Genomic DNA, 13754 nt, shown 5'->3' on the forward strand with positions numbered 1-13754 from the left:
TTGTGACAAGGAATGCACAATGCCCATATACCAATTTGCCAATCTTATTCCGGTGGTCCATCCCTCGGCGTTTATTCATCCGAGCGCTGAGATCATTGGCGATGTCATCATTGAACAAAACGTTTACATCGGCCCCCTTGCGGTGCTGAGAGGTGACTTTGGTCGCCTTATCGTCAAGCAGGGAGCTAACGTCCAGGACAACTGTGTGATGCACGGATTTCCGGGTAAGGAGACGATACTGGAAGCAAATGTCCACGTTGGCCATGGTGCGATCATCCATGGTTGTTATGTTGGTGAAAACACCCTGGTCGGCATGAACGCGGTGGTGATGGATCTGGCCCGGATCGGCAAAGAGTCGATCATCGGTGCCAACAGTTTTGTCAAAACCCGCAGCGATTACCCGCCACGAAGTATGATTCTCGGCAGCCCGGCAAGGCGTACCCGCGATGTGACTGATGATGAGCTGCGCTGGAAGGAAAATGGCACTGCCATGTACCAGAGGCTGGCCGAGCGCTGTCACAGTGAGTTAAAGCTGGTTGAGCCCCTCTGTGAGGTTGAGCCCGGCAGGCCACAGGTGTCGTGGGAGAAACCGCACGTTCCCAAAGCGGAAACCGTATGAGCGGATTGCGCTGATGATGCCGAACAGGCCTGGTTGGTTTCTGTCGAACCACTTTTTGCCATCAGGCGCTGGCAAACCCTGCGGCGGTAGGTGAACCGTCCTTACCCAAGGTAGCATGTCGGCTCCTGAGCTATGGCAGTTTTTCCAGTTCAAAAGAGGCGACAAAGGTAAAAAGCATTGGCAAGAAGTGTTGGCAAAATATGCGCTTGATTGAGAGTGTGCCAGTCAGCATTTAAATCCGGCTGGCAGAGGGCGCTTAACAGGTGCAGCTTTTTATACAATAAGGCAAACCGTGATGTTGAATGAGCAGTAAGGTTTTTTACTGTGGGGTAATCTCGGTTTGCCATCTGAAATCAGGTTAACGGGGATAACAAGGGGGAATGGACAGCTAGTAATGTTCACAGTGATCCTGGCACTGCTCTATGAATCTGGATAGCACGGTATAGTCATTATGTTGTAACTCGATCTGCTCGCTGTAGCCCAGGTGGACCGTGTTACAGCAGTCATCAAGTCTGATGTGGCTTAAATAAGCACGGGCGTTAATGGTGTGGTTGCAGAAGCAAAGGTATTGGTGCCGGAACACAATGATCATTTCTGATTCTGTAAGGTATGCGTGATTATTCATTGTCATAGCGATACTAAGTCCATGTAGCTTTATGGGGATGTATTATGTTTGTGATTGTTATAGAAAAAGTGTAGATGACATTTTAATGACAATCTGAATAAACGTATGAAATGTGATCATTGTTGGAAATTATTTCGACCAAAAAAAATGAGTTTAAGAATGATTCTGAATACGCGGATTTGGGGGGCAGCGATGCTTCTGAAGATGGCGAAAAGCAACGATGAGAACAAGCGTGTCACCACAGTTTAAACCGGGTGAGATACGCTGAAAAATGGTACGAGGTTAACCGGAGCCCGAGTGCTTCTTTAGCCGCTTTTCCAGTTCCGCAATTTTGCTGGTCAATGAATGATGTCTTTTACGGTAAGGTGTGGGTTTTCTTCCCTTCTTGCCCTGCGAAACCTGCTCTTTTGCAATTATCTCTGCTTTACTGGCTTCTAACCGGGCTAACTGTTGGCGCATTTGGCGCAGGTCGCGCTGAATTGTTTGCTGCGGATTCAATGGTTTTCGGCCAATTTTAGTTTTCGGTGCGGTTTGGCGATGTTTTATCCATAGCTGTTCCGGACTTAACGGTATCAGTTGTTTTTCCATACAGGCCGCGGATAGCTTTTTATAATCGTCAATCACGGCCTGCTCTGCGCGTACGACCGCGACGGGCAGTGGTAACTCGGGGCGGCCAACTTTTGGCTGTGCGGTGCGCTTGTAAACCATCCCTAAACGATGATTAAGGATCGCCAACAAGGCTAAACGTAGTAGCCGGCGCAATTGTGGCACGTCGGGCGAAAACGTTACTGATCCGGCCTGGCGTTCAATCCAGAGTGCAAACGCATACAAGACCGGCGTTTGTATGGCCAGGGGCTGATAGCTCAGCGTCACTAGCTGCTGTCGGACGGTCTCATAATCCGCGTGTAAAAAACAATCTTCCCGAAACGGCTCACCGTTACGGTGGATGAATATCAGTTGATAGGTTTGCGCCAATTGAGCCACTTTCGCGCCGATTGCTGTTGACTTAGCCGTTAACTGTTCTGTTGGCGTGTGGTGCCGTTGTATCGACAGCAATTGATTATCGACACTCGACCACAGACGATATTCCTCTGCGGCGGCCAGAACCAACTGCGCTACGTCAGCCCGGGATTCCGGGCTTAAAGCCGGGAACTGCCTGGTGAGCTCTTCGTTGAATTCCTGACGTAAGCTAACCAAGGCGTCATAACTCTTGGCGACGTGCTGTTCACAATTATCCATAGGATCGCGTTTTGGCCGTCCCGGCTTTCTGGTTGGCAGCTGAGTTCGATTTCCCATTTCAGAGCGGCACCAACTGACATGCACGGTACCCGCCGTCTTGCTGACGTTCAATCTCAATATACACCCGTTGTCCCGGGGTTAAATCAAGTTGTGGATTCGCCAGCAGAGTGGCATCGATCAAGACATCGATCGGGACAACATCGGGTATGGCAAAGCCAAACCCTTTGTCTTTATTGAACCAGGAAACTTTCGCTTTAAGGCCTGTCATAAAAGGTTTTTTTTGAATTAATAAGTAATAAATTAAATAGCAGAAAAACCGGAGTCAATCCACGAATTTTCCTTTTAACCCGGTATAAATCTGATCTTAAGCAAATATGATCAGGCCTTTCTATTTGTCCAAATGTCGATTTTCGATAAAAAGCGCCCATCAGATCACAGGTAATCGCGTCATTACTGTGCAAACCAATAGGCAAATATTATGAACAGAAAATCACTGGTCACGATAGGTATCGGCCTGGCACTAGCAGGGCAATCTGCTCATGCAGAAAGCATTAACCTTAGCCAGCTTTACCTTGACTCCTTAGACAATAATCCAACTCTGGCCAGCGCGGCATTAGAAATAGAGAGCGCGAACAAACAACGTGGTGTCATTAAAGGGCAGTATCGTCCTCAAGTGGATCTGGGTCTGCAATACGGCATGCTGCGTAATGACTGGACCACAATGAATGAAACCGATGCCCACGGTGCTGAAGTATCGGTTTCTGTCGGACAGAACCTATACAACCAGCAACTAAATGCGACTGACAATATTGCCAAGCACCAACAGGCGTTAACCGAAGTCAGCTACCAGTATGCCTTGAACAGCCTGCAAATGAGCGTTGCCCAAGGGTATTTCAACGCGCTAAAAGCGCAGGAAAAACGTAAGCAGGTCAGAGCGACGAAACACGCCATTGGTGAGCACCTGACGCAGATGCAGCACCGTTTTGCTAACGGCCTGGTGCCGGAAAACGATGTAAAGGAAGCGCAGGCCCAATATGACTTAGCCAAAACGGCGGTGATATTTGCCGAAAACGAAGTCGAGAAAGCACTGGATTATCTCTATGAACTGACCGGCCAGACTTACAGCAGTGTGACACCGTTATCCGCCAAGTTGCCATCGATCTCAATCCCACAGCCCAAGGGGCAGATCAGCTGGGAAGAGCAGGCGCAGCTGCACAGCCCCCAGATGCAAATTCAACGTCAGCTTGTGACGCTGTCACGCGAGCAGGTGGCGCTGGCGGAAGCCGGCCACATGCCGACCCTCGGACTGGTGGCGGAGTATCGTTACGCATTTGCGGGTCAGTCACGCAGTAATGGTATGAATGACCCGAAAGGTTCGTTCAATGATATCGATGACAATGCCACTCTTTTTGCTGGCGTGGCGATGAAACTGCCGGCTTACCGTGGCGGTGCGACCAGTAATAAAGTGGAACAAGCCAACATTCAGTACCAGCAGTCTGTGCAACTGCAGCATCATACCTGGCGTCAGGTGGTTCGCGGTATCCGCAGTGCTGAAAAAGATCTGTTGGCGCTGAAAAGTGCCCAGTCTGCCTATCAGCAAGCGGTCATTTCTGCCGAATCTGCGTTGCTCGCCACGGAGCAAGGCTTAGAGATTGGCAGCCGAACGATTGTGGATGTACTGAACTCAACCCGCCAGCTCTATGAAGCAAGGCAGCAGTTAACCGAATCACAGATCGATTTTCTGGTCGCCAACTTACAGTTGCATTTCTTAGTCGGTGCACTGGACGACGATGATCTGACGGCGGTCAACACATTACTTACCTCCTAATTTATTACATCTGTTTGAATAAACCGATTTATCACTCACGAACTAAAAAGTGACCATAATGAAAAGAACACCTTTATACGTAGCAACCGCTTTGTTGCTTGCAGGTTGCGGTGGTACAACTGAAACAACTAGTACAGCAGCTGCACCGGCAACCCCGGTGAGTGTCGTTAATGCGACGGCATATCAGCATAGCCCGGTCAATTTTTATGTCGGACGCATGCAGGCGATCGAGTCGGCGAAACTGACGCCAAGAACCACAGGCTATCTATTAACTAAATATTTTGAAGATGGCGCTTTGGTTGAAAAGGGCGATGTCCTGTTTGAAATTGACCCGACCTCTTATCAAGCTGCTTTAGATGCAGCAAGGGCTACCCTCAGCGAAGCGAACGCGGCACTGGCGCTGACACAACTAAACCATGAACGTACATCTAACATGCTGACCACCGGCGGGGTTTCACAAGCCCAGTTCGATCTGAGTCTGGCAGAGTTGTCGATGGCGAAATACCGGGTTAAGTCTGCCAAAGCCAATGTGGTGGTTCAGCAAGACAACTTAGAGCAAACTAAATTACGCGCTCCTTACAGTGGCAAGCTGGGTAAGAGCCTGTTCTCTATCGGTGATATGGTTGGTCCGAACTTTGGTCCGTTGACTGATATTGTGCAAATTCATCCGATAGAAGCCAGCTTTTCGCTCAAGCAAGGAGAACTACAGCGCCATAACCTTCAGGAAGGCACGGCCACACTGGTGTCACTTGAAGTAAACGGTGAACTGGTTCCTGACAACGGGACTCTCTCCTTTGTTGATAACAAAATTGATCCCCAGAGTGGAACGGTAGACATTGCGGCGACGTTCAATAATCAAGACGGCCATCTGAAAGCCAACCAGTATATTCGGGTTGGCCTGGCGCCAAGCACCGCGATTGAAGGGGTGAAGGTGCCACATTCAGCGATTCACCAGGATCACAAGGCGCAATATGTACTGACGATAGAAGATGGACATGCCGTGCGCCGAGATGTGGAAGTGGCTGACCGCCTGGGCCAGAAAGTGTTCCTGACGGCAGGTTTGCAAGTTGGTGAGCCGGTGATCATCGGTGGCCTGCAACGTATCCGTGAAGGTGCGCCAGTAGTAGCTGCGGAGTAGTGTGAATGCTAAGCAAATTTTTTATTAACAGGCCTAAGTTTGCCTTTGTTATTTCGATATTCCTGACGTTGATTGGCCTGATTGCCATTAAAACCATGCCGGTGGCTGAGTACCCGAGTGTGACACCACCTCAGGTGCGAGTGGTGGCCAATTTACCCGGCGCCAGTGCGGAAACCGTAAAGGAAGTGATCGGTAACCCGATTGAAGAAGAGGTGAACGGTGTAGACGGCATGGTGTACATGCAATCTCGCTCAACCAACGACGGACGTTATTTCCTCAATATCACCTTTGAAAACGGTATTGATTCGGATATGGCGATGGTTAACGTTTCTAACCGTGTCGCCGTTGCGGAGAATATGCTGCCATTCGAAGTGCGTGCCCGTGGTATCCGTATCCGTAAAGCAACACCGGATGATCTGTTAGCGGTGGCGTTTTACTCTGAAAATCAATCGATGTCAGAATTAGAGCTCAACTCCTGGGTTGAGGCTAACTTCATGGAGCGGATTGCCCGTATCTCCGGTGTCGCGACCAGTGAGCTTATCGGCGCAACTTATGGCATGCGGGTTTGGCTGGATATGGATCGTATGGCATCGTTGAATGTCAGTACTTTAGAGGTTAAAAATGCGATTCGTGAGCAAAATGCGGTGGTACCTGCCGGACGTATCGGCCAGGGACCAAGCCGGGAGAACGCGGCGCTGCAATTTAACCTGATCACCCAGGGGCGTCTGACCAGTGCTCAGGAATTTGAGCAAATCATTGTAAAAACGCTACCGAATGGAAATCACGTCTACCTTGGTGATGTGGCGGATCTGGAGGTGGGCAGCCAGTTTTATGATGCGTACGCAACCTATCAGGGCCAGGAAGCGGCGCTGGTAACTATGCAGGCTAACCCGGATGCCAATGCCCTCGACACCGGTGCGGAAGTAAAAGCGGTACTGAAAGAGATTGAAGATATCATGCCGGCGGGAATGGCTTACACCATCCCTTACGACACCACGCTGTCGGTGGAAGCATCGATTAACAGTATTGTTGAGACGCTGATTGTGGCAGTGTTGCTGGTAATTGCGGTAACGTTTCTGTTTCTGGGTAATGTCCGTGCAACGCTCGCGCCTGTGGTGGCCATTCCGGTTTCACTGATTGGTACCTTTGCCTTCATGCAGATGGGGGGCTTTAGTATCAACACGGTGACCTTGTTTGGTCTGATCCTCGCGATTGGTATTGTGGTGGACAACGCGATTCTGGTGGTAGAGAACGTCGAACGTATTCTTGAAGAGCACCCGGAGTGGTCAAGCAAAGAAGCGACCATTCAGGCCATGAAAGAAGTGACCGGCCCGATTGTCGCTTCAACGTTGGTAATGCTGGCAGTGTTCATCCCAGTGGCATTGCTTCCGGGTATTACTGGCCTGATGTTTGCTCAGTTCTCAATCACGATTTGTATCGCCCTGGTATTGTCGGCAATTAATGCGTTAACGCTGTCGCCTGCACTGTGTGCGATGGTAATGAAGCGTAACAGCAAGCCAGCCAAGTGGTTCGTAGTGTTTAACCGCGCGTTTGATAAGTTAACCCACCTGTATGGCAAAGCGGTTGCGCTGATGGTGCGTAAGAGCTTAGTGCTTGGCGCAACTTTCGTGTTGGCGATTGCTGCAGTGGTGGTGATGAACGGCAAACTGCCAACGGCCTTTGTACCGGTAGAGGACAAAGGGGTACTGGCACTGGCGATGTTCTTGCCGGACAATGCTTCGAAAGAACGTACTCATGAGTTAATTAAACAAGCAGAAGCGATTCTGGATCAGGATCCAGCGATTGAAGATTACGCCGGCGCGATTGGTTTTAATGCGGTCACTGGTAGTGTTACTGCCAACGCTGCCACCATGTTTATTAACTTAAAACATTGGGACGAGCGTTTGGCGCTGGATGGTGAGCACTCTCAGGCGGCGGTAGCGCAGCGCCTGAACCGCCAACTGTATGGCATTGATAAAGCCATGACGATCACCATGGGCTTGCCGGCAATCCCGGGTGTTGGTGCCAGTGACTCGCTGGAGTTTATGGTTCAGGACACCGGTGGCCGTAGTGCTCAGGAACTGGCTCAGATGACTTACGCGCTGGTTGCGGCTGCGAATCAGGCGCCGGAAGTTACCAGAGTCATGACCACATACCGTGCTAACGTACCACATTACCAGGTAGAAATTGATCGTGAAAAAGCGCGCCAAATGGGGGTAACTCTGGGTGCGATTAACGACGCCATGGCGACCCATCTGGCTTCATCATATGTGAATGACTTTGCGCTTAATGGCCGTAGTTACCGCGTGTTTGTTCAAGCTAAGGGTGAGCAGCGCAACGATTTGGATGACGTATTGCGCATCCATGTGCCGTCGATGGGCGGTAAGCAGGTTCCGTTATCAACCGTTGCGACCATCGAGCCAACCTTAGAGCCGGATTTGGTCACCAGCTATAACATGCTTCCGGCGGCACGCATCCAGCTGAATCCAGCCCCGGGTTACTCATCAGGCCAGGCGATTGAGGCGATGGAGCGTGTGGCAGAGGAGATGCTGGAATCCGGTTATACCTATGAATGGACCAACATGGCATACCAGGAGAAGCAAGCGGGCAATACCGCGCAGATAGCACTGGTGCTGGCTCTAGTCTTCATTTATTTGTTCCTGGTGGCACAGTATGAGTCCTGGGCGCTACCTGCGGCGATCATCATCGTAGCACCGACCGCAGCTGTTGGTACCTATGCCGCACTCCTGCTTGGCGGGCAAGCGCTGTCGATTTATGGTCAGATTGGTCTTATCCTGCTGATCTCGCTGGCAGCGAAGAACGCGATATTGATGGTTGAATTCTCAAAAATTAAGCGCGAAGAGCAGGGGCTGCCGATTGAAGAGGCGGCGATTCAGGGGGGTAAAATGCGTTTCCGCGCGGTGAACATGACCTCGTGGTCATTTATCCTGGGTATCTTGCCTCTGGCCTTTGCTCAAGGCGCCGGTGCGATTGCACAAAACACTACGGGCCTGGCGCTGCTCGGTGGCATGCTGGTGGTGCTTGGAGTCGGCTCGATTATGACGCCGGGTTTCTACGCGGTATTCCAGAAACTAAGGGAAAAAGTAAAAGGTGGTAATTAACTGAAGCTGGTTAAAAACCGCAAAAACGGAGCTCAATGAGCTCCGTTTTTTGTTCATTTCCTATCAAGTGAATACAGAGTTCCGGGCTTTGGTTACTTGATATTATTTTGATCTGCTTATTTGCAATCACTATTTTTTAGCAGACTTTCGTTAAATTAAACCGGCGCCTTTCTGATACTATCTTTTAACCTCAGGCAAAGTGTAATTGATGCGTTTTTTGTGTTTTTTAAATCAGGCAGGAACATATTGTGATATGTGCGATATTATTTGGAGTTGAATGAAATAAGGCTGAGCCACTCAGGAAGGAAATAATCCGTTTTAGGTGGATGAACGGTAATAATGAGTTCTGGTCTGATATTTTTTTGCCGCTTAACCGGAAGTAGCTAAAGCTGAGGTTAAAGTAAGTTGGTTATTGTTGACTTATTTCATTTGTTGGTCGTTCTTAACGGCCAGTAATGCTGAAGGTTTATAGACGCGCGTTGTTTTAGCCCCAACTTAGACAGAGTGATCAGCTTGTGGTGATTTCTGATTTCTGATTTCTGATTTCTGACATGGTGTGGTGCGGTCAATTTGCCTCACCAAAAATTAAATCATTGATATTTGAGGCGATATAAAAATAGAGCTTCCCTATTTGAGGGGAGCTTCAGAGCGTGAACGGATATTATTAATATATCGGTCAGAAACGAATATTGGTTCTTAAACCGAACAGCCAGGCATCGTCTTGGGTGCTGAGGGCTGGGGTGATGTACTGTACATCAGTTGTGAAGGTTAGCCACGGTGTCACCTGATACGCGTAGTAGGCTTCAAAGCCTTGTTCGTTTTGGATTTCGAACGGGGCGTCCAGATTGTTGACACTGTTTTGCAAGTCGTTTGACAAGTTGTAGTAGTAACCTAGTCCCCAGTTATCCATTGGACGGTTGAAGAACAGTGCTTTTCCGCCTAAGCCGCCAGCAAAGGTCATTCTAAACATATTTGGGTTGCCATCGGCAATCGAGCCACGCAAATGTAAACCCCAGGACTCCGAGGCATCGCCTTCTTTCTCAACCAGGTTATGTGAGAACTGCATTCTGGCGTTGTACTTGTATTTGGCAGTTGAATCAAAGTTCAGGTCAGGAGTCAGAGAGCTGAAATCCGCGCCTTCCTCGGTACTGTATGCACAGGCTGCAGAAATTAGTGACTGGCGGTCAAACAGGCTGGTTTTGTGCGTCACGCCAAGGCTAAAGCTCACGCCATCATCAAACAGCCCACTGGTGCTCAAGTTTTTGGTATAACGGCTTCTGGGGTCGAAGAACATGGCAGTCAATAAAGTGTCATTCAAACGGTGATTGGCCACAGCACCAAAAAATGCCGGTGGGACAACGCCACTTGGTGGAGCTGAAAAAGCCAGGTTCATAAAACCATGGCGTGTCGCACCACCATAGAAAGGAGCATTGCGTAACAGCTCGAACGCATCAATTTTACCAACAATTACACTGGTATCGTCGGAAAACTTGTGAGAATAGTTGAACGCCGAGATGAATAGTGACTCATCATCGGCGAAGAATGAGGAGTTCGGACTGGAAATGTGTACCAGACCAAAATCATTGGCACTACCACCGCGGCTGACAACTTGAGTATTCAATTTACCACCTTTCCACAAGCCTAATGCTTCAAAGTCGAAACTAGTCAGTAAATCAAATCGGTGTGAGAAATTGTCTTTATCTTTTGGTGTGTCACTGAGCGGAGCCTGGAATACATTGGTGTATTCCGCTTCGATTGATACACCGGCATTGTCAAGTTGAGTCCGTGTACCACCCCAGTCCTGGATCAGGTGGTTATCAAACTCCGTTGTTGCCAGAGCCACCATACTGTGGCCCGCGGGAACGGTAGTTAAAACTAGTGCTTTCGATGAGTGGTTCATGATATATCTCTAAATAAACAAGGATGGCTTAACCCGGGGTTAAGCCATTTGTGGGTGAAAATGGTGGTTAAGTTGGATGAACTGCAGTCGATGCTTACAAGCCAGTTGCGCGGTAAAGGCATCCACTGCTTCGGTGAGGTTTAAAAAGCCTTTGCGATAGGCATCTGCAATGTGCACGCCATTGCCTTTTGCCAGCTCCTGAGGTTCCGTAATGATTTGCCGATATTTAAGATAGGCGACGAGCAGTTCCATCCTGTTATCAGAAGGTTCACTTTTTTCCTCATTGACCTTAAGCAGGTAATGCGCGATTTTATTTGCCCGGGTAATGAGTAGATTAAAATGCGCGTAGCGATCCAGGTTTACTACTGCTGAAATACGGCTCAGTATACTGAGCGCACTTGCAATGAGGCTGTCATCTATGGTGTACTTGTCTAGTGTTTCAGTCACTAATTGTTCGACTGATGAAATAATAGTTTGCTTTTCCTGAGGAAATGTTTTTACTTTGTCTTCCCTGACGTGATAAATAATTTCCTGAAAAAGTGAGACAAAGTACATTGTTTCAGGTTGTTTAATGATCATTTATTTTTCACGCTAGTTATTTGGGTTGGTAAGGTGTTTTAAACGACACAGCTCATTCAATAAGCTATTTTGAAGAGCGATGGAATAATACGTCTTGGAGATGATTTACCATACTTTGACTTGGCTCATTGATGGTCTCTATGTTCTGAGCGGAATGATGTATCCACTGGATAAGCAGTAGCGGAGAACACACCAGAATAAATAAGAATATCCAAGCGAACACAGTTGATGTTTTCATTTTCTATTTCCTATTTAACTAAATATAAGTACGACCCGCGTTAATGGCTATATAGTATTTCCCCAGGAGTTCCGGATAGTATCGGCTTGCTCTATCGCTATATTACTGTTTTTAGGAAAAGTTTAAAAAACAGATATGAATGGTATTTCCATCCATATGCTGTTTTTACTGTTTATTACTTGCTTTACTTAAGATGAGTACGTCCACGTTACTGGTGCAGCGGTATTCTTCAGCAGTGTAAAACATGTTTAGTCTGACCGCGGCAACCCTGTGGTTAAGTTAATTGGTATCAGAAGAACCATTTCATGCCGATTTCGACACGAAGTTCAGGATCATTGTCAATAGCGGTGCCGTCTGGCAGTACTACATCGGCAGAGCCATATTCAAAGCGAGTCATTAACCACTGAGAGCGATCGGGACGGGTTGGCGCACTGATGAAGAAGTTCAGTTTGCTTGATTCCATTTCCACCACATCGCCTTCAACTTTGAAGTACTCAGGCGAGAATTGGATGAAACTGCCTGAACCGCCGAACTCTTTGGTTAAAAACAGATTGAACATGTAGCCGTCTGCGCTTTCACCAAATACTTGTCCGGTGGTGTAGGCAACATTGGGGAACACTTTAGCACCGAAGGTGTAAGCTGGATTGATCAAACCAATGGCACCGGCAGAGAACAGTGTGGTGTCTTTCAGACCAGACCCTTTCAGCGCGCCGGCTTCACCATTCTGGTGAATAAGGTCAGTTGAGAAACCAATACGTGGCATCAGGCTGTTGTTTAATGCGTGGACCTGAAAGTACTGGGCGCGACCTTTTTGATAGTCGGTACCCACTTTATGTTTGCCTTCAATTTTGGCTTTGTCATTACCAAAGGTACCTTCCGCAAAGCCGGCAAACTGGATGTTGTCGTTCCAGGCACCGGTCCACATCCCTGAGGCGCGAACATCGGCGTTGGAATCAAGAAAAACGGCGGCCTGGGTATAGACACGGGTCAGATCCGACGGGTTAATCGTTTCTGCTTCTTGGCTTTCGGCAAATGCTGCGCCAGAGAACGCGAGTAAAAGGCCAGAGGTTAGAATAGTTTTTTTCATGGTTTACCTTATTAACACCCCCAAATTTGTGCTCCGAACGGCGGGGTAAAGGCGCTTCCTTGCGTTAGTTGTATGTTTACAGCCGATAAGAGACAGTCATATCTGCTGTTGTTGAATGTAAATATGCCTGCAAACTGATATGTAACGGATCAATCGCGTCATAACGACTACCGAATTAAAACCGTTGATGACTTTTGACGCTTTGCATTTTGGGACAGGTGTTTAGCACGATCGGACGTTGGTAATAAGTGTGATGCGTGCCATATGTGCCCTCAATTAATCGACTTTCATTCCAAGGGATAAAGATGCTTCCTTGCCTGTTATCTATATTGTTTGCCAATAAAGTGATTTTATTGGTTTTGCTAAACGTTCTGAAAACCATTATGGGGGGGATATCCCGTCAAGTGATGTGTTTAGCGAGAACATATAGTGGCACTGGAGGATTCAACCGGATTAGCGTTGTTTGAAGTTGAAGTTGAAGTTGAAGTTGAAGTTGAAGTTAAGCGCTTAAATCCGACTCAACAGGCGAAATTTTTAGGCAAACATGCGCATGACCTAAGCGAAACCATTCTCGCGTTATATGACAGCGTTCAGGCCGATCTGGTGATTTTTCATGATCCTTTTAGTGCATTATTGCTGGTGTATCAGGTCACCGCTGATTCTGATTGCAAACTATTCTAATGATACGTCCCTGGTATAAACTAGCTGTCAGTGCAGGCAAACAGACTCTTTCACCAGTTTAGTTTGGTAGCATTACCGGGGCACTGACAATTGCTAGCTTTGAAGGCTTAAACTTGAACAACTACTCAGCAATCAGGGCAGTCTCCAGCGAATACGTTTAAGTTTTGGCGGGGGCTGGCTTTAGTGTACGAAAGTAGGGCGTGTCCAGTCGCCGAATGTGTTTGCGGCGTTTTGGTCAATCTGATCGACGCCGACACAATGATAATTACGCTCTTTTGCGGCAGTTAAAATTTTGTCCATCGCAATGAGCGTTCTTTCTCTGGTTGGTTTCCCGCGACCATCATGAAACAAGATAACAGCGTTATCTCTAAAAGCACCTATCCCTCTTTTTGTTATCTCTTCAACGGTGTTTATGCTTTCGTCGAAGTCATATGAACAGCCATTCCAATATACGGATATTAAACCACGGCGAGATAGTTCAGCCTGTTGCTCATCGGTAACTTCCCCGTATGGAGGTCGATAGTACTTGATCTTATCTCCTATGGTTTTTTCAATAATGCTAATTGTAGCGTCAACTTGCTTATGAATTCCTCCATGGTGAGCAACGGTGAATGCTCATGGGTGTAGTGATGACCTGCTATTATATGTCCTTCCTCATGGGCTCGCTTAATGGTTTCCGGCCGTTTGGCAACCTGGGA

The 13754-nt window shown here is 48.0% G+C and carries 10 protein-coding genes; 5 read left to right on the plus strand and 5 right to left on the minus strand.

The annotated features are described in order from the left end of the window. Positions 1-19: 19 nt before the first annotated feature. Positions 20-619 (plus strand): DapH/DapD/GlmU-related protein, encoded by a 600-nt coding sequence (locus tag P2G85_RS12970; protein ID WP_275864506.1) that lies wholly within the window; start codon positions 20-22, stop codon positions 617-619. A 907-nt stretch (positions 620-1526) separates the two neighbouring features. Here P2G85_RS12970 and P2G85_RS12975 read toward each other — a convergent pair. Together P2G85_RS12975 and P2G85_RS12980 are read right to left on the minus strand one after the other, a co-directional pair. After that, a complete protein-coding gene (locus tag P2G85_RS12975; RefSeq protein ID WP_275864507.1) occupies positions 1527-2540 on the minus strand; it encodes a hypothetical protein in 1014 nt (337 codons plus the stop codon). A 1-nt stretch (position 2541) separates the two neighbouring features. After that, a complete protein-coding gene (locus P2G85_RS12980; RefSeq protein ID WP_275864508.1) occupies positions 2542-2751 on the minus strand; it encodes a cold shock domain-containing protein in 210 nt (69 codons plus the stop codon). A gap of 210 nt (positions 2752-2961) precedes the next feature. On the opposite strand from P2G85_RS12980, the gene P2G85_RS12985 reads away from it, so the two are divergent. Genes P2G85_RS12985 through P2G85_RS12995 form a run of 3 tightly spaced genes read left to right on the plus strand, consistent with a single transcriptional unit; the run spans position 2962 to position 8571 of the window. Beyond that, positions 2962-4311, plus strand: a complete 1350-nt coding sequence (locus P2G85_RS12985; protein WP_275864509.1) for a TolC family outer membrane protein — start codon at positions 2962-2964, stop codon at positions 4309-4311. 58 nt (positions 4312-4369) lie between these two features. Then, positions 4370-5449: an efflux RND transporter periplasmic adaptor subunit gene (locus P2G85_RS12990; protein WP_275864510.1), complete on the plus strand. Its 1080-nt coding sequence runs from the start codon at positions 4370-4372 to the stop codon at positions 5447-5449. A gap of 5 nt (positions 5450-5454) precedes the next feature. Further along, positions 5455-8571: an efflux RND transporter permease subunit gene (locus P2G85_RS12995; RefSeq protein ID WP_275864511.1), complete on the plus strand. Its 3117-nt coding sequence runs from the start codon at positions 5455-5457 to the stop codon at positions 8569-8571. 676 nt (positions 8572-9247) lie between these two features. On the opposite strand, the gene P2G85_RS13000 is transcribed toward P2G85_RS12995, so the two are convergent. From P2G85_RS13000 to P2G85_RS13010, 3 genes are all read right to left on the minus strand, one after another. Continuing rightward, positions 9248-10471, minus strand: a complete 1224-nt coding sequence (locus tag P2G85_RS13000) for a carbohydrate porin (RefSeq protein WP_275864512.1) — start codon at positions 10469-10471, stop codon at positions 9248-9250. A gap of 39 nt (positions 10472-10510) precedes the next feature. Further along, positions 10511-11050 carry an acyltransferase gene (locus P2G85_RS13005; RefSeq protein ID WP_275864513.1) on the minus strand — a complete coding sequence of 180 codons (540 nt, stop codon included), beginning with the start codon at positions 11048-11050 and terminating at the stop codon, positions 10511-10513. A 527-nt stretch (positions 11051-11577) separates the two neighbouring features. Further along, positions 11578-12375, minus strand: coding sequence for a hypothetical protein (locus P2G85_RS13010; RefSeq protein WP_275864514.1), 798 nt, complete (start codon positions 12373-12375; stop codon positions 11578-11580). 429 nt (positions 12376-12804) lie between these two features. Between P2G85_RS13010 and P2G85_RS13015 the strand changes: the two genes are divergently transcribed. Then, positions 12805-13056 carry a hypothetical protein gene (locus tag P2G85_RS13015; protein WP_275864515.1) on the plus strand — a complete coding sequence of 84 codons (252 nt, stop codon included), beginning with the start codon at positions 12805-12807 and terminating at the stop codon, positions 13054-13056. The last annotated feature ends 698 nt before the right edge of the window (positions 13057-13754 follow it).

Source organism: Vibrio sp. CAU 1672, from assembly GCF_029223195.1.
GTDB lineage: Bacteria > Pseudomonadota > Gammaproteobacteria > Enterobacterales > Vibrionaceae > Vibrio.